The following is a 20693-nucleotide window of genomic DNA, read 5'->3' as shown; positions in this document are numbered from 1 at the left end:
TATGTATATTGATATATTGTTTCTATTTTTTTATAAAAAAAAACCGCAATTAAATGTACAGGTCCCATGTATTATTAAACTTCGATTACACATGATTTGGGCAATTGATCATGACCTAGATGGCATCGTGCAAAATGGTCTACATCTTATGTTCGCCCGTGATATTGAAGCGTTAAGTTTAAAATAGTGACAACCCGAATTTAACTGCGGCAAATTCGTCGTTACAAAGCTCTATACGTAAAAAGAACGATATGTTATTTCTTAAAAAAATCAGTCAATAAGCTATCCAATTCGTGAACTTTCTCTTCTACTCCCTCTTCATGCTGCTGTGCACTACGCTCGGCTTTAATCATCCCGGTGGCATATTGCAATACACACATGGATAACAAATCTTGTTTATCACGAACTGCATAATTTTCTTGCAATTCTTTTATTCTTTCATTAACCAACTTCGCAGCGTGTCTAATGATTTCTTCCTCTGCCGTCTCAACCCGCAAAGGATAAACACGATCTGCGATATTTATTTTTATGGAAATCTCTCCCATTTTTTCTGAGCTTAAATAACGTAACAGGCCTCTTCTAACACTTTCCTACTTCAACAGGCCTATACATCTGTCTATTTCTCGCACAAAATCGTTAATTTTTTGCTTTGTGTCAAGTATTTTTTCATTTATTGCAGCTCTATCTACGTTCGGCTCTTCCAGAGTTTTTGCAACAGCCAAAGCCTTAAGCTTTTCCTCCAATTGTTGTACTTTGTCCGTACTCGTCTGAAAAGCCACCTGCAACGATTGCACCTCTAACTTTAACAGATCGTTTTCCTCTTGAAGCGCTTCGCACAATTGAATAAGATTTCTCGTTTTCTCGACGATGATATTCATTTGTGTAGATAGTGTCGCCATATAATCTTATCTCGCAATTAAACTTTATATCTTTCGACTAACGCACGACCGCGCCTGTCTCTTTCTCAAAGTTAAGCATTAATTTTTTAATTATACCGTCAATTTGTTTGTCATTTAATGTTTTTTCCTCGTCCTGAAGAACAAAGCTTAAGGCGTACGACTTTTTGCCGGCAGGCAATTTGTCTCCCTTATACACATCGAAGATGTTCACCTCTTTTATCAATTTCCGCTCAGATTTCACAGCGATTTGTTTCAACTGTTCAAATGTAATTGCTTCGTCAACCAACAGCGCCAAATCGCGACGAACTGCTGGGAATTTAGAGACTTCCTGATACTTAATCACGTTTTTACGGATTGCTTTCATCAACACCTCCCAATCAAATGTAGCGAAGAACACATTTCCGTCAACATCCGCCTTTTTCAGATGCTCGATAGAGACACGGCCAAACGTGACCAATGCCTTCTGTCCCTTGAAATAGGTCAGTCCATAATCAAAATATGTTCCCTCTGCTTCCACCACTTGAAGCCCTGGAATATTCAATCGCCGAACAATAGTGTCCACTGCGGCTTTTAGATGGTAAAAATTAGTTTTCTTGTTTTCTAAACTCCAATGTTCATCAAGTTGGTTCCCAGCAATTGTCAACGCCAAATGTTGACGTTCTGTATAGCCTTCTTCGGTTTTGAAATAAGTCTTCCCGTACTCAAAATACTTCGCATTTGGACTTTTGCGTTTTTGGTTGTAGGCCAGGGTTGTCAACGCCGAGAACAACAAATTTTGACGCATCGTATCCAAATCAGAACTCAATGGATTAACCAACCGAACGGCTGTGTCTTCGTCGTCTACGTACGCGAGTTTCGTTAGTGAGTTGTTAAGTACCTCCCGGTATCCATTTCCTATCAACAGGTCGGCTACCTGATTTAATACCACTTCTTTATCGGGTTTTTCGGTGGTATTTAGCGACGATTTGATCTGCGGTTTGAGTTCAATATTATTATAACCGTAAATACGCAATACTTCTTCAATCACGTCTATTTCCCGCGTCACATCCACTTTATATGCAGGCACACTGACCGTAATTTCATCTGTACCTTCTTCTGTAATTCCGATACCAAGAGCCAAAATGATGGCTTTAATTTCAGACGCCGGAATTTCTTTGCCGATTAACCGCTGCACACGTGTGTAGCTCAACGAGAATGTAAACGGCGACACTGGAACGGGATAGATATCGGTCACTGTACTGCTTACATATCCCCCTGCTACTTCCTGAATAAGCAAAGCTGCTTTCTCCAAGGCGTAAATAGGCATATTTGGATCTGTGCCACGTTCAAAACGGAAAGATGAATCTGTTTTTAATCCGTGACGTTTAGATGTTTTACGTACAGACACCGCACTAAAGTAGGCAGATTCCAAGAAAATGTTTGTCGTATGCTCGCTCACACCGGAATATGCCCCACCGAAAACTCCTGCAATGCACATCGGCTTTTCGTCATCGGCAATCACTAGGTCTTCTGCGGAAAGCTGACGCTCTACACCGTCTAATGTAGTGAATGGCTCACCTTCTTTTGCCAACCGGACCACAACTTTTCTTCCAGCTATCTTATCGGCATCAAAAGCGTGTAAAGGCTGTCCTACGTCGTGCAATATATAATTGGTAACGTCAACAATATTGTTAATAGGACGAATACCTATGGCAAGTAGTTTTTCCTTTAACCAATCCGGAGATTCTCCTACTTGAATATCAGAGATCGTAACCCCAGCATAACGTGGTGCCGCGGTTGAATCTTCTACGACTACGTCGAAATCTGGTTTACTTCCCGCTGTAAAGGCAGAAACATCGGCCACGGTATATGGCTTACGAAAGTAAGCTGCCAGATCCCGTGCCACCCCCAAATGAGAAGCGGCATCCGAACGGTTTGGGGTAAGGCCGATTTCATAGCGGAAGTCGTCTTTGATTTCATAGTAGTCTTTCACCAAAGAGCCTGTGATAGCACTATCTGCCAGCTCAACGATACCGGCATGTGATGTCCCCAGTCCGATTTCGTCTTCGCCGCACAGCATGCCTTCGGATACTTCGCCCCTAATTTTTGATTTAGTAATCTTAAAAGGTTCTCCAGTCGTGGGATAACATGTCGTACCGACTTGGGCAACGATCACTTTTAAACCTTCCCGCACATTGGGCGCGCCACATACGATGGATAACAGGGATTCTCCTCCGACATCTACTGTGGTCACTTTCAACTTATCCGCATTTGGATGTTGCGAACACGTTTTGACCTCTCCGACGACAAGTCCTTCCAAACCACCCGCGATTTGCTGCACTTTTTCCAACACCTCTACTTCTAGTCCGATGTCCGTTAATATAAGCGATAGTTCTTCCGGTGTTTTAGTTGTATCTATATAATTCTTGAGCCAATTATAGGAAATATTCATCTCGAAATTCTGTTTAAAGCACAAAGATAGAATTTTAGAATGGTGTGTCCCATCGATGGCCGAGAAAAATTATAGAAAGTATCCGAACACCTTCTGTTAGTGGACTCCAAAAAATTTTGCTTAGACAATATCGCGACAATCCTGAACATCATATCCAATAGTTCCCACTATCGCCGGATTACAACGGATTTTTAGAGAACGATTTCAACGCGTTGTCCACCTGTACAACTTGCTCAGGCAACTGCCGTCTGCGTTTCTGCAATAGAATATCCTCTACGAGCGAATCTTTCGGTAGCCTTGCTCGGTTCGTTGCGTTTCTGTTTTCGTTTGAATTGTCCCTTGTTTTGATTGCTCCCAACCGTCATAGACGGGGGACGTTAATACAATCGGCACAGGAGGTGCTTCATTTACTTTCATTTCGAAAGTAAGAGAGAACGTTCAATCCGTATTTTTTTTACGCTCCGAACTTTTTTATCCTCGATAAAATACTGACATATATTTAGACAAATGTCCTGCGCCCGTGGATGCGAACAACTCAGTCGCCCTATGCGCCGCAGATGATATGTGTTGACGTCTTTTTTACAAATTTTTCCCATATATTTCAATCAAAAATCGTCCCCATCCATAAAAATATTCCGTAACTTTGTGCTTTGATTTGAAGAACGTTCAAAATACACAGTTATAATGATTCATTTCTTTGTGAACCCCAGCAACACCGTTTACGGTGTGCAAACCCAAGAAGATCTAGCGCAGGAAGATATTTCGAAACTAAACTGGCTCTTTGGAAACGCTAAAAAACTTGACAAACAAACGCTTAGCGATTATTACGTAGGCCCTCGAGCAGCCATGATCACCCCGTGGAGTACAAATGCCGTAGAAATTACACAGAATATGGGAATCCAAGGCATTCTACGTATCGAAGAATTTCAACCTGTTTCTGCAGAATTCACCGAATTCGATCCAATGATTTCGCAAAAATATGCGGCACTGACGCAAGAAATGTATACCATCAACATCGAGCCCGAGCCTATATTGGAAATCGATGATATTGGAGCGTATAATCAGAAAGAAGGTTTGGCACTTAGCACGGAAGAAGTCGAGTACTTAAATAATTTAACAGCAAAATTAGGACGAAAATTAACAGATGCGGAAGTGTTTGCTTTCTCACAGGCCAATTCCGAACACTGCCGTCATAAGATTTTCAACGGCACCTTCGTCATCGACGGACAAGAACAGCCCACCTCACTTTTCAAGCTTATTAAGAAAACATCCGAAACGAATCCAAACGATATTATTTCGGCATACAAAGATAACGTCGCATTTGTTGCGGGGCCAAAGGTCACTCAATTTGCACCACAGTCTGCAGATAAGCCTGACTTTTACACTGAAAAACCTTTTCAATCAGTCATTTCACTAAAGGCTGAAACGCATAACTTTCCAACTACGGTAGAACCTTTTTCAGGTGCCGCAACGGGATCAGGAGGCGAGATTCGGGATCGGTTAGCTGGTGGTCAAGGAGCTCTTCCATTGGCAGGAACCGCAATTTATATGACTGCATATTCTCGTCTGCTGGACGATCGCCCCTGGGAGAAGGCCATGAATGCGCGAGATTGGCTATATCAAACACCAATGGATATCCTCATCAAAGCTTCCAATGGAGCCTCTGACTTTGGAAACAAATTTGGACAACCCTTAATTACAGGCTCGGTACTAACTTTTGAACACGAAGAAGAGGGCCGCAAGTTGGGCTATGACAAAGTTATCATGCAAGCAGGCGGTATAGGTTACGGAAAGCTAGAACAAGCAAAGAAACACGAACCACAGACCGGCGACAAGATTGTCGTTCTTGGTGGAGAAAACTATCGCATTGGCATGGGAGGGGCTGCAGTGTCTTCAGCAGATACTGGAGCTTTTGGCTCAGGCATTGAACTCAATGCCATTCAGCGTTCCAACCCTGAAATGCAAAAACGCGCGGCCAATGCCATTCGCGCCTTCGTCGAGTCAGATAGCAATCCCATCGTTTCGATACATGATCATGGCGCTGGTGGTCACTTAAATTGTTTATCAGAACTTGTTGAATCTACAGGCGGGTTGATCGATCTGGATAAATTACCTGTCGGTGATCCTACGCTATCTGCGAAGGAAATAATCGGTAACGAATCGCAAGAACGAATGGGACTTGTTATTGCAGAAAAGGATATACAACAACTTGAACAGGTAGCTGCACGAGAGCGCGCGCCTATGTATACGGTTGGTAATGTAACCGGCGACCATCGATTCACGTTTGAATCAAAAACAACTGGCGCCAAGCCAATGGACTATGATTTGGCCGACTTCTTCGGCTCCTCTCCGAAGACCGTCATGAACGACACAACTGTCAAACGCATATATGCCGATTTGACATATGAGGTCAAACAGGTGCCAACTTATCTAAATCAAATTTTACAGTTGGAAGCCGTCGCCTCTAAAGATTGGTTGACCAATAAAGTGGACCGTTGTGTGGGCGGGCGTGTAGCGAAACAACAATGTGCTGGACCTTTGCAATTACCATTGAATAATGTGGGAGTGATGGCTTTGGATTATAAATCCGGAGAGGGTATTGCGACAACCGTTGGACACTCGCCGTTGACGGCATTAGTTGACCCAGTAGCCGGATCCAAAAATGCTATTGGCGAGGCGCTTTCGAATCTGGTTTTTGCACCTATAAAAAATGGGCTTGCAGGCGTATCTCTCTCGGCTAACTGGATGTGGCCCTGTAATAACGAGGGCGAGGACGCTCGCCTTTACCAAGCTGTGCAGGGATGTTCGGATTTTGCGATAGCGTTGGGAATCAATATCCCTACCGGGAAAGATTCACTTTCCATGAAACAGAAATATCCTAACGGTGAGCACGTCATCGCACCCGGGACCCTAATCATTTCAGCAGCAGGAAATTGTACGGATATCCATAAGGTCGTTGAACCGGTGCTTTCAAAAACAGGAGGTTCGATTTACTACATCAATCTTTCAAAAGATTCCTTAAAGTTAGGAGGCTCATCTTTTGCGCAGATCCAGAACAGAATTGGCAACGAAGTACCGACTATTCAGGATGCTACTTATTTTAAAGAAACCTTTAACATTGTACAGCAACTGGTTCAAAACGAACAGATCGTCGCCGGACATGACATCGGTTCTGGAGGCTTGATTACTACATTGCTCGAAATGACTTTTGCCGACCTTGATCTTGGGGCGACTTATGATTTAAGTGGACTGGGCGAAACCGACACGGTAAAAGCACTTTTCAATGAAAATATCGCGCTTGTTTTACAAGCACGAAATGATACGGCTTTTGAAACCGTTATAAAAGACGCCGGAATAGAAGCTGTAAAAATTGGTCAAGTGACTGGGATTGGAACCGTAACCGTAAAAAACTATACAGACAGCTTTACCTTTGACGTTGCTGATACACGCGACACATGGTTTAAGACGTCCTATCTACTGGATCAGAAACAATCGAAGAACAGTATGGCTGACGAACGCTTTAAAAATTACAAAAGTCAACCATTGATTTACCGTTTTCCAGAGCATTTTACCGGCCAAAGGCCGGTGGTATCCACCTTACAAAAACGTCCGAAAGCAGCAATTATCCGTGAAAAAGGCTCTAATTCGGAGCGCGAGATGGCCAATGCCATGTATCTGGCAGGTTTCGATGTGAAGGACGTGCATATGACCGACTTGATCTCGGGCAGGGAAACGTTAGCAGATATCCAGTTTATAGGTGCAGTAGGAGGCTTCTCCAATTCAGACGTGTTGGGCTCCGCGAAAGGCTGGGCCGGCGCATTTTTATACAATGCAACCGCCCGAAAAGCGCTGGAAAATTTCTTTGCTCGTCCCGATACCTTATCCATAGGAATTTGCAACGGTTGTCAACTGTTCATGGAATTGGAATTGATCAACCCAGAACATGAGATTCATGGAAAATTGTTGCACAACACCTCGCAAAAACACGAATCCAATTTCGTTTCGGTAACGATTCAAAAAAACAATTCCGTTATGCTATCCACCTTGGCTGGTAGTACATTGGGCGTTTGGATTTCGCATGGAGAAGGCAAATTCAATTTACCGTATAGTGAAGATCAATATAACATCGTCGCAAAATATGCGTATGAACAATATCCACATAACCCCAATGGATCAGCTTTTAACACGGCCATGCTTTGTGATAAAACCGGACGTCATTTGGTTACAATGCCGCACATCGAGCGTTCTACTTTCCAGTGGAATTGGGCATACTACCCTGCAGACAGACGCGACGAGGTTACCCCTTGGGTAGAGGCGTTCGTCAACGCACGCAAGTGGATTGAAACACAACGTTAAGATATATGGAGAGGGCATCGCATATGCCCTCTCTTATTTTTTAGACGAAAAGGAATTATCCTTACCCGGCCCTTCCTCGGTATCCACGTAAATGGATTGATATATCGCCATAGCATAAGACGTCGCCGGCAAAAACAGAAACACTAATAGGCCTATCCAAAAACCAGCCAACTTTCCTATAATCATGCTACACAATAACACAAAAATCGGATAACTGATTAGTAATACACCGAACAGCAGGGAATCGAAAAAGATCGTACCTTGTGTTTTTTCCTGTACATAATCTCTCCACAACTTATAAAACCAAAACTGTGTATAGTACCCCATCATCGCAGGTATCCGCCACCGTTGTCGATTAATCAAGGTAGGTTGTTCCAGTAGTAATGCCGTTTTTGTTTGTGCATCTAACAATGCCTGTCGAATTTCACCCAGTATATCTGCCGTTTGTATCTCATTACCCGCAATATAATTGGTGCTATCCACCGGATCCAATGCACGAATTTTTAGAGCTTTTGGAACATGTTGAAAGGAATTGTATTTTAGCATATAAGGCTGTATCTGCACGGGTATGTTTGCTCGGAAGCAACGTTCGAGCAGCGATGTGAGCCCCCCATTCATTAAAGGCTGCAAGGCATGTAAGTTTCGCGATTTTCCTTCAGGAAACAGTAAAATATGCTTTCCAGCCTCCAGTTTTCGTATGCATTCGTCAAACGTAAAATCATTTTTAACCGCATATTCTTCGTCTTCCCCTCTTTTGTAAACGGGCAACATGAATAACCCGCGCAAAATAACGTTAAGTACGGGATGGTTAAAGATATCTCCTCGTGTCAGATAATACACCTCAACAGGACTATATGCACCGATAACAAGCGCATCAAACAACGAGTTTGGATGGTTAGATACGATAAGCGAAGGTGCAGTATAAGCTGCCTGGGCTAAGTATTCCGCTTTTAATCCGGGAGCATACCAACGCAATCCCAATCGCACGAATTGTCTTAATACAGCATAAAACATGTGAACATCGATTTACAAGTTTTTCTATCCTACGCATACAGCAAAAAACAGACCTTTTTTGAACATTCAATATCCGTTGATCGATTTTGTAATTTTTGAAATATTTAAACTGTTCGCCATAGCGCTAAAAATTTTGTAATAGGTGCTCCGATTGGCATACAATTGATCGTGCGCCCCATCCTCCACCACAGCACCTTTTTCCATCACTATAATGTGTTCTGCCTCAATAATCTGAGAAATGCTATGCGACACAATAATCACCGTACGCCCTCTCTTGATAGCATCTAAGCTATTTTTGATTTGCTCCGTAGCAATCGCGTCCAGATTCGCTGTCGGCTCATCCAAGAAGATGATCGGTGGATCCTTCAGAAATAAACGGGCAATAGCTACGCGCTGTTGTTGACCTCCGGAAAGTAATTGCGCTTCTGCATCATATCCATTTGGTAGTTCTGATATTTCATCATGTATATACGCTTTCTTCGCCGCTTCAATGACTTCCCCCATAGAAGCGGAAATTTTTCCATATCGGATGTTGTCGGCAATACTTCCTTTAAAAATATGATTTTTTTGCAAGACAAGCACGCAGGTAAGCCGTGTCAAAATCGGCAAGATCAATACCATCTAACAGGATTTGTCCCCTGGTAGGGGTATAGAATTTGTCCAGAAGATTGATAATCGTACTTTTTCCTGCACCCGACAACCCAACCAACGCCGTGTTTTCATTTGGATGGATAAACATGCTAACGTTGCGCAGAGCCTGAAAACCATTGGGGTACGAAAAGTCTACGTTTTTGAGCTCGATGCGTCCGCGAATCACCGCAGGTCTATGCACCCCCGTCGGCTCCCGCTGTCCTTCAGCTTCTAAAATACTAAAAAAACTCTCTGAATAGATCAGTGCGTCATTCATCTCGTCGTAAATCCGATGGAGCTGACGAATCGGCGCCGATACATTGTTGAAAAGCAGGATATGAAACATGATAGCGCCAAGGCTCATTTGTTCATTCAAGACGAAATAGGCCGTGAGTATAATCACCAGCACCATACCAATCCGTTCGATAAAGCTCTTTATACTATCAAAAAAATAGCTCATTTTTCGTGTTTCCAGTTGGTTTTCGGTCATATCGAATTGAATTGCTTTGTGACGTGCAGCTTCTACGGCTTCCCTGCCGAAAGATTTGATAACTAAAATGGACTCCACGAGATTAATAATCTGATTGCTCTTATTCTCCCGGTAGTTACGCATGTTGCGCCGAAATCCGGAAAGCCTTGTCGCCTGCAATTGCGATACATAAAAATAAACCGGAATCAACAGCAACCCAACAAGCCCTAAGTATATATTAGCCAAGAACATACAGACGAGCGCTATGATTGCGTTGCTAAATAAGGGAAGAATTTCAATAAAAAAATTCTGTACGAGCCGCGTTAAGCTGCTGATACCGGCGTCTATTCTCGTCTGCAATTTTCCAGATTCGTTTTCCGCCGAGGTAAAAAAGGCCATACGATAGGTCAATATCCGTTCAATAATCGCCTGAGAGAAATCTCTCGCCATCATAATACGCAACTTTTCACCGTATAATTTCTGTCCAAATTGTACACCGGCATAGACGATTTCCTTGCCCAATAAAATCGCAGCAATAATACCTAATAGATAAAATCCCCTCGACAATGGCTGTTTCTGCACGAGTAATTCACTGATCGTGTCTACTGTATATTTCAGGATATATGCATTCACTTGCGCCGCGAAGGATCCGATCAATGTGAGAAATAACGTATAAAAAATAAGATTTTTATACGGCTTCGAGAAAGGGAGGACTTTTTTTAAAAGCGCTGTTATGGTCATTATCTGTTAAACACATGTCTTCGCTAAAAGTTTAACAGGAAAACTCAATAAGCAAACCTGGCGTGGAGGTGTTGCACGCATTCGCGTATGAAGTTGTACATTTATAGAACAAATAATCAAAGTAAGTTATGATTCATCCGGATACGTACAGATATAACGAACAACAGCCCCCCGAAGATCAAGGAATTTGCAGCACGTTGAGTACGCTTATTGACCAATATCTGCCGGGCGCTGAAAACAAAATATGGCATGCACATCCAGTGTGGTTCATAAACGGTAATCCCATTGTAGGCTATAGCAAATTAAAAAGCGGCATACGGTTACTATTTTGGAGTGGACAATCGTTCGGCGAAAAAAAGTTGCACCAAGAGGGGAAATTTAAAGCTGCAGAAATAAAGTACACCGATATGAGAGAAATAAATGAACTGGAGATGAAACGCTGGTTGGCAAAATCGGCCTATATACAATGGGATTATAAAAATCTGGTCAAACGAAAAGGCGTTTTGCAGCCATTGTTTGCACAAAGTACCTAATGCCTGCGTATTCTATTTTTTATTTCGCAAATTTCCTTGTTATTTTGAACTATGAGAATAATCGGAATTATCCCCGCCCGCTACGCGTCTTCACGTTTCCCTGGTAAACCTTTGGTAGACATTGGTGGCAAATCCATGATTCAACGCGTCTATGAACAAGTAAAAAGCTGTTCCAGCCTTGCCGAGGTCGTGGTTGCAACCGACGATGTACGTATAGAGGAACATGTGCGTTCCTTCGCCGGTAACGTGATAATGACGTCGCCAACCCATCAATCAGGCACGGATCGATGTGCTGAGGTAATTAATAAAGTCACGGGCTTTGATGTTGCTATCAACATACAGGGCGACGAGCCTTTTGTGAATCCTTTGCAAATTGATCTACTGTGCTCTCTTTTCACCGATCAAACCACTGAAATTGGCACATTAGTGCGCCGTATCGAAGATAGTAAGGACCTTTTCAACGAAAATACACCAAAGGTGGTGTTCGACAAAAATAACCGGGCCCTATATTTCTCTCGTCAAACCATTCCATTCTTTCGAGGTATCGAAAAGGAAAATTGGTTTGATCAACCTCGATCGTTCTACAAGCATATTGGGATTTATGGATACCGAACTAAAACCTTAAAAGAAATTACTCAATTGCCCATTTCGGACCTAGAGAAGACGGAAGCACTCGAACAACTGCGTTGGTTAGAAAATGGATATCATATCCGTATAGCAGAGACGACACATGATACGATAGCAGTGGATCACCCCGAAGATCTGGAAGCTATCAAAAACAGGTTTTTCCGTTAAGATCCGTGTGACAAGGCTTCTTTGTTAGCAAATCCTACCCTCTATTAATGATATGCTAATCGTGATCGCGGTAAGTTCTATTAAACACAGTTATCGATCACGCGCTTAATACCATTAAACAGGCGATCTTTATCTGCTTGCATTTGAAGGTCTAAGCCGCAAAACGCGCTGCCATTAATTGCACTATGAATCGTCAAGTAATAGATCCCTGAGACCAGCAGGGCAAAGATCGGATGCACGTCCTGCCCCGGTTGTTGTTGTGCTTTATATCGCGCAATCAATTCATCGCCAAGTTCCTCCCGAGCATCCGCCAATTTCCGTAATATTTCATTAGGCTCACTAAGTTCCCAAACAAGTAGACGCTTCAGCAAGTCGGAATTATCTAATGATTCAAATTGTTTTCTAAACACTTGAAATGCAACATCTTTGTCTACGTTGGTTACTTCCGCCTCCTCCGTCATCCAAAAATCATGCGATCGCAAGAATTCGGAAATCAAGCCGTTAAGATCCCCAAAATGAAAATAGATTAACTTTTTGTCGACTCCTGCTTCATCGCAAATGGTATTAACTTTCAGTTCGGTGAATCCCTGAGTAGCTAATATGGTGCCCACCGCGTCAAGCAACTTCTTCTTAGTCCGATTAGCATCACGCTTTTTTTCTGTCATTTTATTATTATTTTCGACTAAAATAATAAAACAACTTAAGAAATAACATCATTTAAGTTCAACAACTTCGTTACCAACGACTGCGAATATCCGATTATTATACCTTTTGCCAACTAGAAATAGTCCGGTCCAGCGACCGAATGCAGGTAATGTCAACACCCCTTCTTCCCAATAAAAGCAGGGAAGTTTAAAAAATTGTCTTCCGCGAGTGGCCACTTCGCACCCAGGATGTAAATGTCCAACCACATTGATAATACCTTTATCCAAATTGGGCATAGGCTCGTGTGAAAACAGGATCCCTTCCGATAAAAGCACATGCTCTTTGACATGTAGAATAGATTTCCTCCATAGCGCATCGGGGAGGATATCGTGATTGCCGCGGGTCAACGTAAAACGAATGCCGGGATAACGTCCTAAGAATTTTTGAAATTCATCCCATTCATAGTTCCATGAAGAATGAAAAAGATCGCCCAAAAATACCACCTGCCGTATTAAAAGTTCTTCTACTAAAACGGCAAGTCTTGCAAACTCTTCTTCCAGCTGCATCGGCGGCACGAAAAGTCCCTCTTTGCGAAAATGCCCCAGTTTACCGATATGCCAATCAGAGAGTATAATCATATCATACCTCGGGATAAACACCACCTTTTGGGGCATCAAAAATACATCCAGTCCGTTGAGATTTATTTTTTTTGACATTATTCCACCTTGCCTTCCAATTGCAATTTAAGCAGTTCGAGCCGGCTTTGCCAATCTTCGTTGCTATATTTTTCACGAAAGGATTCAGAAAAAATAGGAAAGGAAAAAGGAGTGAGTTGTGCCGGAAAGACGAGAACAATAGCATGGTTTGCAATACGTTCAAACGCCAACTGCATACGTCCCTCTTCCAGCTGAAAGTCAAACACTTCATCATAAGCTTCACGAAGAAGAAGATTGTTCGGATCATAATCTTCAAAGACCGAAAAAAAGAGACCAGCATTCGCCTGAAGATGTCGTGTTTTAACCGCTTTACCAGGAAACCCTTGAAATACGAGGCCAGCGATACCCGCAATATCCCTGAAGCGCCGTCGTGCCATTTCCCGCACATTTATGCCAGCCGTTATGTCCGTATGAAGATTGGTTGGAGACAACAGCTCTTTTATGAGCACGTCGTTCAATTCGTATCGAGTTGCGGACAATAGTTCAAACCCGTATTCATTACTTGCAATACTAAATGTTGCCGGTTGCCGTTGTCCCAGCCGATAGGCCAGCACTTGAGCCATCCCTTCATGAACCAATTTACCGTCGAAAGGATACACAAATAAATGATATCCAAATTTAGTCTCCACATATTCCACGAGCAATTCGTTTTCCTTTGGAAGTCCCGATCTACGTTGTTGTTCCTGAAACAATGGCTGTAAAAAAGAAACTTCACGGCTAACCTCTGTGGTTTTATGTACCTCTTTAAAACTATGGCGAATAGCGACTCCCAAATCTGGTGATATGGAAAAGCGTCCGCCCATCCACGACGGAACAACGCCTTTAGATTTGGTGGTGGGCCGCACCATTACTTCCATATTTCGAACATGCAACAGTTCCAATTGCCGACCTGAAAACCAGAACACGTCGCCAGCATGAAGCTTCGAAATAAAGGACTCTTCAATGGATCCCAAGTATTTACCGCTCACAAATTTCACTTTCATCATTGCATCAGACACAATCGCACCTATACTTAGCCGATGCCGCATAGCGAGTTTACGAGATTCCACCTTATAAAGACCATCCACCAATACCAGCCGATGAAAATCGTCGTAGGCTTGTAAGGTTTTGCCTCCGTGCGTCAACAAAGCTAAGCATTCCGCAAATTCATCCTCCGTAATCGACGAAAAACAATGTGTAGACTTAATTTCTTGAAACGTACGTTCTGCCGCCAGTCCGTCTCCCACCGCCAAGGTCATCAGATATTGCAGTAATACATCAAAGCTACGCACGTAGGGAATGCGTTGCTCTATGATCTGTTCTTTCACTGCATATTTGAGTGAATCACCTTCGATAATCTCCAATGAATTCGTCGGCACATAGAAGATATGTGACGTCTCACGAGGACGATGTCCAGAACGTCCAGCCCGTTGCAGAAACCTAGCCACACCCTTTGGTGATCCGATCTGAATGACACAATCCACCGGACGAAAATCAACTCCTAGATCCAAGCTACTCGTACATACTACCGCTTTCAGCTTCCCATTGTGCAGGGCGTCTTCTACCCATAAACGAATTTCGTCGCTCAACGATCCATGATGAATGGCTAGTATACCCGCAAACTCAGGATACTGGGAAATAATTTGCTGATACCAGATCTCGCATTGTGATCGGGTATTTGTAAAAATAAGCGTTGATCCATACCGTTGAACAATATCTACCACTTTATCTAACAACTTGACTCCCAAATGACCTGCCCAAGGGAAACGTTCCAAACTATCGGGTAATACAGTTTCGATGGCTAACTTTTTATGTAAATTTGCCCGTACCATCACTCCTTTATGGTCTTTGCCAAGCAAAATTTCCTGTGCTTCCCTCAGATTGCCGATTGTTGCGGATATGCCCCATATCTTCAATCGCGGATTGATCGCTTTGATCCGACTAAGCGCCAACTCCACCAATACGCCCCGTTTGCTTCCTAACAATTCGTGCCATTCGTCTACCACGATGAACTCTAATTGTCCAAAATAATCAGTGGCGCCCTTAGAAGCGAGCAAAAGATGTATGCTTTCCGGCGTTGTAATCAACGCCTGCGGTGGTTTGGTCCGCTGCCTCTGTCGATCACCCAAGCTCGTATCTCCCGTGCGGAGCTCTATTTTATAATCCAGGTCGAGGTCTGTGCTTACTTGAGTAGTAGCCTTATATATCTCTTTCGAGAGCGCACGAAGTGGGGTAATCCATATGGCGTGTAGTTTCGTCTGTCTAAATTTTTTCTTGCGTTGTTGATATCCCTTGTTTTCATAATAATGCGCGAGTATGCCGAACCATATGGCGAAAGTCTTCCCGAAGCCTGTGGGTGCATTGAGCAGGCCGGAATGTCCGTTTCCTATTGCACGCCATGCCTGTTGCTGGAACCTGTGGGGTTCCCAGCCTTGATTATAAAACCAGACATCTCCAAATTGATTCATGTATCGACGTATCAAACTTAGACAAAATTACATATCAAACAAATCTGTTTTTGTCGGATGGTGTTTCCCTAATGTGAAATTATGTGTTCCTATCTTGCAAAAACTGCTCTAAATCATCCTTGGTATTGGCTTCACTCGCCGGTTTATCTTGCCGCCACCGTACAATACGCGGAAAACGAAGGGCAACGCCCGACTTATGCCGAGTACTCCGTTGAATTCCTTCAAATGCCAATTCAAAAACCAACACCGGTTTTACGCTACGCACGGGTCCGAATTTCTCAATCGTATTGCGCTTTATCCAATGATCAATCTTTAGTAATTCTTTATCTGTCAATCCGGAATAAGCTTTAGCGAAAGGGACGAGCTCGCCTTGATCCCACACCGCAAACGTATAGTCTGTAAAAAGATTGGCTCGGCGGCCGTGTCCCGATTGCGCGTAAATCAGAACCCCATCAATTGTCATCGGATCGGTTTTCCATTTCCACCAGTTGCCACGCTTTCGCCCGACCTCATACGGACTATCTCTTCGCTTTAACATCAGCCCTTCTGATTGATAATTCCGTGCATGGATACGATAGGCATCAGCTTCTCCCCATGTTTTGAAATGGAGTTCTTTAGACAATTTCAACACCTTCGAAACAGCAAAATTACTCCATAGCCGAACAAGTTCTTTTCTTCGTGCCGCCAGGGGCCAGTGGCGGATGTCTTCTCCTTTCCATTCTAATAAATCGTAACATACCATGACCAACGGAGCTGCCGCCAATGCCGCCTTTGATACATTTTTTCGGCTAATACGCGTTTGCATTAAAGCAAAGTCCAGCGGCGCATCATCCTTCCACGGAATAATCTCTCCATCGATAACCGTTCCATCGGGCAAGAGTTCTTTCAACACTTGAAATTCCACGAATTTGTCCGTCATCAGATCTTCCCCCCTACTCCATACGAACAGCTCCCCCCTGCGCAGGATAAGTTGGCCACGTATGCCATCTAGCTTCGGTTCAATCACCCAGTTTTCTAGAGGGCCTAGATCAGATACCTTGTCATCCAACGCATAGGCTAAATAAAAAGGATAGGGCAAAAAATGCCTTTCTTCGCCCAACGTTGTGCTGAATAACGTATGCATTGATTCTTCCGAAGGATCCCACTTGCCCATTAACCGGTGTTCGACAACCGCTTCGCCCAATTCTTGGTATTTGGCAACAGCTTTAACAACGAGCTTTCGGGACACACCTATTCGGAAATTACCGGTGAGAAACTTATTAAAAACGAATAATGCCGTCCCTGTCAACGCCTCCCAGTATTTAGACACCAACAGCCGCTGTTCCTCGGGCGAAGCAACACGCATACGGTGTATATCTGCGAACACTTGCGACAGGGAAAGGTCAGGGGACACGGACAATGCCTGATCCGTAGGAATTACAAGACTCAATGTTTCGGCCAGGTCGCCGACTATGTAATAGCTCTCTTCCAGTAACCAAAGCGGTACGCCGGAAACATCCGCTGCCCACGAACGTAAGTCGGTTGTCTTTACAGGGCGCTTTGGTTTGTTTCCCATCAGAATAGCGATAGCCCATACCTTGTCGGTTTCACGTGCCCGGTTGAGATACGTATGGATAGCGTCGACCTTGACAGAGGTCTTGGTTGTCGCATCAATAGCTTCAAACATTTCCACAAAGTCTATCATATTTCTTCCTCCTCTTGATCGCTATATAGGGTTTTGAAGATTTGTGCTTCTAAGCCATGAGCTTCATTCATCCAACGGGTAAAGGGCTGTTCGTACCCATGCGTGACATAAACATGTTTTGCCTGTGTTTTGGCAATAGCAGAGTTGAGCTGAGTCCAGTCCGCATGATCTGACAACACAAAACCACGATCAACACCTCGGCGCCTTCGCGCCCCACGCAATTGCATCCAGCCGCTGCACATCGCAATGCGATAAGGTTTCAGGCTTCGGAGCCAAGGCGTATCTAAGGCCGACGGAGGTGCTACGATTAAGGCGCCTTGAATGGAACTACGAACGGTATCAAGTGTTATCCGCTCTCCAGGAAACGAATAACCGACCTCACTTAAAGCCTGATTGACATTAGCTACCGCCCCATGCAAGTAGATAGAACCAAGCGATTGATCGGCGTGTGCTAAAATATTCTGTGCTTTACCTAGCGCGTACCCCAACAAAACCGTGTTGTAACCTTCGGCTGCATTGACACGCCACCACCGATTTATATCACTATAAACATCAACCAATGGCGGAAAATGATAAATTGGCAAACCAAACGTGCTCTCCGTGATAAAATGATCGCATTCGACCGTTTCAAAAGGTGTACTCACGCCGTCCGCCATCAGCTTGTAGTCGCCACTGCAAACCCATACCTCCTCTTGGTAGCTAAGGCGAATCTGTGCCGAACCGATAATATGTCCCGCCGGATGAAATGAAATTTCAACTCCGTTAAGCGCCAACCTTTCCCCGTAAGCCACGCCTTGAACCACTTGGTCTCCACCTAAACGAAGCTTCAATAATGGAACAGTGTGCTGGTGACAAATGTAATTTCCCATTCCGGCACGCATGTGATCGCTATGCCCATGCGTAATGATTGCTGTTTTCACGGGTCGCCAAGGATCGATATAAAAATCACCTTGCTTGCAAAAAAGACCATTGTCGTTGACAGTAAGTAAGCTCATGGAGAAGTCAAATTCGTACAGAAATCCGCTTTTTACTACGAACATCTACCTGTAAAAATAGTTTTGATTATCTTTGCACCATGAATAATTATGCCGTGATTTTTGATATGGACGGTGTTATCTGTCATACCAATCCATATCATGCAAAAGCCTTTGAGGCTTTCTTTGACAACTATCAAATCCCCTATACAGCGAAAGATTTTGAAGATCACATGTACGGGAAACACAATAGCTACATCATGACCCATTTCTTCAAACGTCCGGTGACAGGAGATGAATTAAAGAAACTTGAACAGGAAAAGGAAGCTCTATTCCGGAACATCTATCGGGAAAAAGTAGAGACACTGCCCTACTATATGGAGTTTTTGGAAGACTTAAAATTTCAGGGTTTTAAAACTGCCGTGGCAACATCAGCGCCGCAAGCCAATTTGGATCTTATATTAGCTGTCTTAAAAATTGAAAATAAGATGGAATCGTTGCTAGCAAGCGAACATGTGGCACAACACAAACCACATCCCGAAGTGTATTTAACGTCTGCAGAGCGAATAGGTGTAGATCCAAAAGATTGTCTTGTTTTTGAAGACTCGTTTTCGGGAGTATCGGCCGCTAAGAATGCAGGCATGAAAGTTGTCGGTGTGCTAAGCACGCACCACAAGGATCAGCTTCCCCCCTGTGACTTTTATATTCGGGATTACAGTGAAGTAAACGCCGAGAAAGTTTTTGAACTTTTACGGCATTCATAATGCAGGAAGCATTGCAATTAATAGCATCTCCGACAGGTTGGGTGCTTTATTTTATCTGCGCTATACTGATTGGCATGTCCAAAACGGGCATTCAAAATATCGGAACACTGGCGGTTCCGATATTTGCCTTTTTGTTTGGCGCAAAATATTCGACTGGAATCGTATTGATCCTGCTTTGTTTTGCTGACCTCATGGCTGTTGTCTATTATCGAAAAGCTTTCTTATGGAATGAGGTAAAGAAATTATTACCGGCGTCACTGGCGGGGCTTTGTATTGGTCTCTTTCTCGGAAACTACGTGCACGACAAGCTCTTCAAAATTCTTATCGGCTCGTGCATCATTGTCGGTATGGCGGTTATGCTTTGGTTGGAAAACGCCTCTACACACAAGCGAGAACAACTTACCCAAAACCGATGGTATGCGCCTATTTTCGGATTTATCTTAGGTTTTTCGACTATGATCGGAAACGCAGCAGGACCCGCGTTGTCAGTCTATATGCTCTCCAAGAAACTGTCTAAAGTAACATTTGCGGCAACCTCCGCTTGGTTTATTATGATACTTAACCTAACGAAGGTGCCCTTACAAGGGTTTGTATGGCATAACTTAAGTTGGACAGGTCTATATCTCAACTTCATCGCACTCCCCTTTATTATTTTGGGTGGGGTGGTCGGAATCCGACTAGTAAAAATATTGCCCGAACGGCAGTTCCGGCTCTTAATTATGATATTAGTTCTAATCTCTGCGGTTTTGCTTATCGTACTATGATGAAGAACAACATATTTCAATAGGAGATTTCCTTCGTATTATGACATCCTGCATTAGGACTTCAGTACATCTCGTTGTTCAGGATAGCGCTCGAAGACAATCTCAGCAAATGAACAAGCAGGAATTACTTGCAAATGATTATCGCGAGCTTGTTTAATAGCGGCTAGTACCAATTCCTCTGCAATCTTATTCCCACGGTAAAAAGGCTCCACTTCCGTATATGATATGGTCATGATGCCGTCGGTGATCGTGTATATAAGTTCCCCGATTTGCACCTCATCATTTAACGCCAACCATTTATTCTGTTCTGCAACATGTATCAATTCCATAATCCTTATTTATTATCTTCTAAAAAATGAGCCAATGAAGCTCCTAAGATTGTGCTCCACCCTTTTTCATATTTTGCACGCGTAAAATCCTCTCCAGCATCGGCAAATGTTTCTATCCCCTCATGTACTAAACGAACCGTCGTAGCATTGCCTCTAGGCATGAGGTGCCAACTCACCACAGACGCGCCCTGGCTATGTGAAGGATGCGACCAACTGTACCGTAGTAGCTGTTTTGGTTTTATAGCTAATATCTTACAATGATGTTGAAAACGCTTCGCTTCTCCGGGTTCGTAAAAGTCGAACTCCGCCCCCTCTTGTAGTTCAAACTCCGGTATTTCAAAATACCATGCTTTTATCTTAGCCTTGTCCGTTAGGGCATCCCACACGGTGTCAAGACTCGCGGAATAGGTCCGCTCTACAAGGACTGCTGCTGATTCCGTCATACCTCCATTGTTTTTCAATAAATATAACAAAAATTTAGCAGAATAGTTTTACACCCTAT

18 protein-coding genes are annotated in these 20693 nt (G+C 43.4%); 5 read left to right on the top strand and 13 right to left on the bottom strand.

Annotation, left to right across the window (positions count from 1 at the left end; all coding sequences use genetic code 11):
• Nucleotides 1–254: 254 nt before the first annotated feature.
• The 3 genes from ACFSR5_RS01385 to pheT are packed head-to-tail and all read right to left on the bottom strand — an operon-like array spanning nt 255 to nt 3330.
• Nucleotides 255–545, bottom strand: a complete 291-nt coding sequence (locus ACFSR5_RS01385) for a cell division protein ZapA (RefSeq protein ID WP_380899935.1) — start codon at nt 543–545, stop codon at nt 255–257.
• A gap of 45 nt (nt 546–590) precedes the next feature.
• Nucleotides 591–899, bottom strand: coding sequence for a hypothetical protein (locus ACFSR5_RS01380; protein ID WP_380899933.1), 309 nt, complete (start codon nt 897–899; stop codon nt 591–593).
• A gap of 37 nt (nt 900–936) precedes the next feature.
• Nucleotides 937–3330, bottom strand: coding sequence for a phenylalanine--tRNA ligase subunit beta (pheT, locus tag ACFSR5_RS01375; RefSeq protein WP_380899931.1), 2394 nt, complete (start codon nt 3328–3330; stop codon nt 937–939).
• A gap of 684 nt (nt 3331–4014) precedes the next feature.
• Here pheT and purL point away from each other — a divergent pair.
• Nucleotides 4015–7686, top strand: coding sequence for a phosphoribosylformylglycinamidine synthase (gene purL / locus ACFSR5_RS01370; protein WP_380899929.1), 3672 nt, complete (start codon nt 4015–4017; stop codon nt 7684–7686).
• A 33-nt stretch (nt 7687–7719) separates the two neighbouring features.
• Here the strand turns inward: purL and ACFSR5_RS01365 are convergent, their stop codons facing one another.
• The 3 genes from ACFSR5_RS01365 to ACFSR5_RS01355 form a co-directional block, all read right to left on the bottom strand.
• The gene (locus tag ACFSR5_RS01365; RefSeq protein WP_380899927.1) at nt 7720–8700 is read right to left on the bottom strand and encodes a 1-acyl-sn-glycerol-3-phosphate acyltransferase; all 981 of its coding nucleotides are present in this window, start codon (nt 8698–8700) and stop codon (nt 7720–7722) included.
• A gap of 66 nt (nt 8701–8766) precedes the next feature.
• Nucleotides 8767–9321 carry an ATP-binding cassette domain-containing protein gene (locus ACFSR5_RS01360; protein WP_380899925.1) on the bottom strand — a complete coding sequence of 185 codons (555 nt, stop codon included), beginning with the start codon at nt 9319–9321 and terminating at the stop codon, nt 8767–8769.
• Nucleotides 9251–10540, bottom strand: coding sequence for an ABC transporter transmembrane domain-containing protein (locus ACFSR5_RS01355; RefSeq protein ID WP_380899923.1), 1290 nt, complete (start codon nt 10538–10540; stop codon nt 9251–9253). Before ACFSR5_RS01355 ends, ACFSR5_RS01360 begins: the two co-directional genes overlap by 71 nt.
• Before the next feature lie 128 nt (nt 10541–10668).
• Between ACFSR5_RS01355 and ACFSR5_RS01350 the strand changes: the two genes are divergently transcribed.
• On the top strand, nt 10669–11073 hold the full coding sequence (locus ACFSR5_RS01350; protein WP_380899921.1) for a DUF1801 domain-containing protein: 405 nt from the start codon (nt 10669–10671) through the stop codon (nt 11071–11073).
• Between the two features lie 51 nt (nt 11074–11124).
• Nucleotides 11125–11868 carry a 3-deoxy-manno-octulosonate cytidylyltransferase gene (gene kdsB, locus ACFSR5_RS01345; RefSeq protein WP_380899919.1) on the top strand — a complete coding sequence of 248 codons (744 nt, stop codon included), beginning with the start codon at nt 11125–11127 and terminating at the stop codon, nt 11866–11868.
• An 80-nt stretch (nt 11869–11948) separates the two neighbouring features.
• Here the strand turns inward: kdsB and ACFSR5_RS01340 are convergent, their stop codons facing one another.
• The 5 genes from ACFSR5_RS01340 to ACFSR5_RS01320 form a co-directional block, all read right to left on the bottom strand.
• On the bottom strand, nt 11949–12533 hold the full coding sequence (locus tag ACFSR5_RS01340) for a TetR/AcrR family transcriptional regulator (protein WP_380899917.1): 585 nt from the start codon (nt 12531–12533) through the stop codon (nt 11949–11951).
• Between the two features lie 48 nt (nt 12534–12581).
• Complete coding sequence (gene pdeM / locus ACFSR5_RS01335) at nt 12582–13229, bottom strand: ligase-associated DNA damage response endonuclease PdeM (RefSeq protein ID WP_380899915.1); 648 nt, start codon at nt 13227–13229, stop codon at nt 12582–12584.
• Nucleotides 13229–15676: a ligase-associated DNA damage response DEXH box helicase gene (locus tag ACFSR5_RS01330; protein WP_380899913.1), complete on the bottom strand. Its 2448-nt coding sequence runs from the start codon at nt 15674–15676 to the stop codon at nt 13229–13231. The genes pdeM and ACFSR5_RS01330 overlap by 1 nt, the downstream gene beginning before the upstream one ends.
• A gap of 79 nt (nt 15677–15755) precedes the next feature.
• Entirely contained in the window at nt 15756–17360 is a 1605-nt protein-coding gene (locus ACFSR5_RS01325) for an ATP-dependent DNA ligase (RefSeq protein ID WP_380899911.1), read from the bottom strand.
• Nucleotides 17357–18400 (bottom strand): ligase-associated DNA damage response exonuclease, encoded by a 1044-nt coding sequence (locus ACFSR5_RS01320; protein WP_380899909.1) that lies wholly within the window; start codon nt 18398–18400, stop codon nt 17357–17359. The genes ACFSR5_RS01325 and ACFSR5_RS01320 overlap by 4 nt, the downstream gene beginning before the upstream one ends.
• Nucleotides 18401–18435: 35 nt before the next feature.
• Between ACFSR5_RS01320 and ACFSR5_RS01315 the strand changes: the two genes are divergently transcribed.
• Nucleotides 18436–19098: an HAD family hydrolase gene (locus ACFSR5_RS01315; protein WP_380899907.1), complete on the top strand. Its 663-nt coding sequence runs from the start codon at nt 18436–18438 to the stop codon at nt 19096–19098.
• Nucleotides 19098–19862, top strand: a complete 765-nt coding sequence (locus ACFSR5_RS01310; RefSeq protein WP_380899905.1) for a sulfite exporter TauE/SafE family protein — start codon at nt 19098–19100, stop codon at nt 19860–19862. The genes ACFSR5_RS01315 and ACFSR5_RS01310 overlap by 1 nt, the downstream gene beginning before the upstream one ends.
• 53 nt (nt 19863–19915) lie before the next feature.
• On the opposite strand, the gene ACFSR5_RS01305 is transcribed toward ACFSR5_RS01310, so the two are convergent.
• Both ACFSR5_RS01305 and ACFSR5_RS01300 read right to left on the bottom strand, forming a co-directional pair.
• Entirely contained in the window at nt 19916–20191 is a 276-nt protein-coding gene (locus tag ACFSR5_RS01305; protein WP_380899903.1) for a GNAT family N-acetyltransferase, read from the bottom strand.
• Between the two features lie 5 nt (nt 20192–20196).
• Nucleotides 20197–20634 carry an SRPBCC family protein gene (locus ACFSR5_RS01300; protein WP_380899901.1) on the bottom strand — a complete coding sequence of 146 codons (438 nt, stop codon included), beginning with the start codon at nt 20632–20634 and terminating at the stop codon, nt 20197–20199.
• Between the last annotated feature and the right edge of the window lie 59 nt (nt 20635–20693).

The organism is Sphingobacterium suaedae (genome assembly GCF_042684625.1).
GTDB lineage: Bacteria > Bacteroidota > Bacteroidia > Sphingobacteriales > Sphingobacteriaceae > Sphingobacterium > Sphingobacterium suaedae.
This window is presented reverse-complemented; position numbering and strand designations above follow the sequence as displayed.

Excerpts from the sequence above, each read along its gene's own strand:
- ACFSR5_RS01380 (WP_380899933.1), bottom strand. The coding sequence starts at position 899 with ATGGCGACACTATCTACACAAATGAATATCATCGTCGAGAAAACGAGA.
- ACFSR5_RS01385 (WP_380899935.1), bottom strand. The coding sequence starts at position 545 with ATGGGAGAGATTTCCATAAAAATAAATATCGCAGATCGTGTTTATCCT.
- ACFSR5_RS01365 (WP_380899927.1), bottom strand. The coding sequence starts at position 8,700 with ATGTTTTATGCTGTATTAAGACAATTCGTGCGATTGGGATTGCGTTGG.
- ACFSR5_RS01300 (WP_380899901.1), bottom strand. The coding sequence starts at position 20,634 with ATGACGGAATCAGCAGCAGTCCTTGTAGAGCGGACCTATTCCGCGAGT.
- kdsB (WP_380899919.1), top strand. The coding sequence starts at position 11,125 with ATGAGAATAATCGGAATTATCCCCGCCCGCTACGCGTCTTCACGTTTC.
- pdeM (WP_380899915.1), bottom strand. The coding sequence starts at position 13,229 with ATGTCAAAAAAAATAAATCTCAACGGACTGGATGTATTTTTGATGCCC.
- purL (WP_380899929.1), top strand. The coding sequence starts at position 4,015 with ATGATTCATTTCTTTGTGAACCCCAGCAACACCGTTTACGGTGTGCAA.
- ACFSR5_RS01350 (WP_380899921.1), top strand. The coding sequence starts at position 10,669 with ATGATTCATCCGGATACGTACAGATATAACGAACAACAGCCCCCCGAA.
- ACFSR5_RS01340 (WP_380899917.1), bottom strand. The coding sequence starts at position 12,533 with ATGACAGAAAAAAAGCGTGATGCTAATCGGACTAAGAAGAAGTTGCTT.
- ACFSR5_RS01330 (WP_380899913.1), bottom strand. The coding sequence starts at position 15,676 with ATGAATCAATTTGGAGATGTCTGGTTTTATAATCAAGGCTGGGAACCC.
- ACFSR5_RS01320 (WP_380899909.1), bottom strand. The coding sequence starts at position 18,400 with ATGTTCGTAGTAAAAAGCGGATTTCTGTACGAATTTGACTTCTCCATG.
- ACFSR5_RS01355 (WP_380899923.1), bottom strand. The coding sequence starts at position 10,540 with ATGACCATAACAGCGCTTTTAAAAAAAGTCCTCCCTTTCTCGAAGCCG.
- ACFSR5_RS01325 (WP_380899911.1), bottom strand. The coding sequence starts at position 17,360 with ATGATAGACTTTGTGGAAATGTTTGAAGCTATTGATGCGACAACCAAG.
- ACFSR5_RS01305 (WP_380899903.1), bottom strand. The coding sequence starts at position 20,191 with ATGGAATTGATACATGTTGCAGAACAGAATAAATGGTTGGCGTTAAAT.
- pheT (WP_380899931.1), bottom strand. The coding sequence starts at position 3,330 with ATGAATATTTCCTATAATTGGCTCAAGAATTATATAGATACAACTAAA.
- ACFSR5_RS01360 (WP_380899925.1), bottom strand. The coding sequence starts at position 9,321 with ATGGTATTGATCTTGCCGATTTTGACACGGCTTACCTGCGTGCTTGTC.
- ACFSR5_RS01315 (WP_380899907.1), top strand. The coding sequence starts at position 18,436 with ATGAATAATTATGCCGTGATTTTTGATATGGACGGTGTTATCTGTCAT.
- ACFSR5_RS01310 (WP_380899905.1), top strand. The coding sequence starts at position 19,098 with ATGCAGGAAGCATTGCAATTAATAGCATCTCCGACAGGTTGGGTGCTT.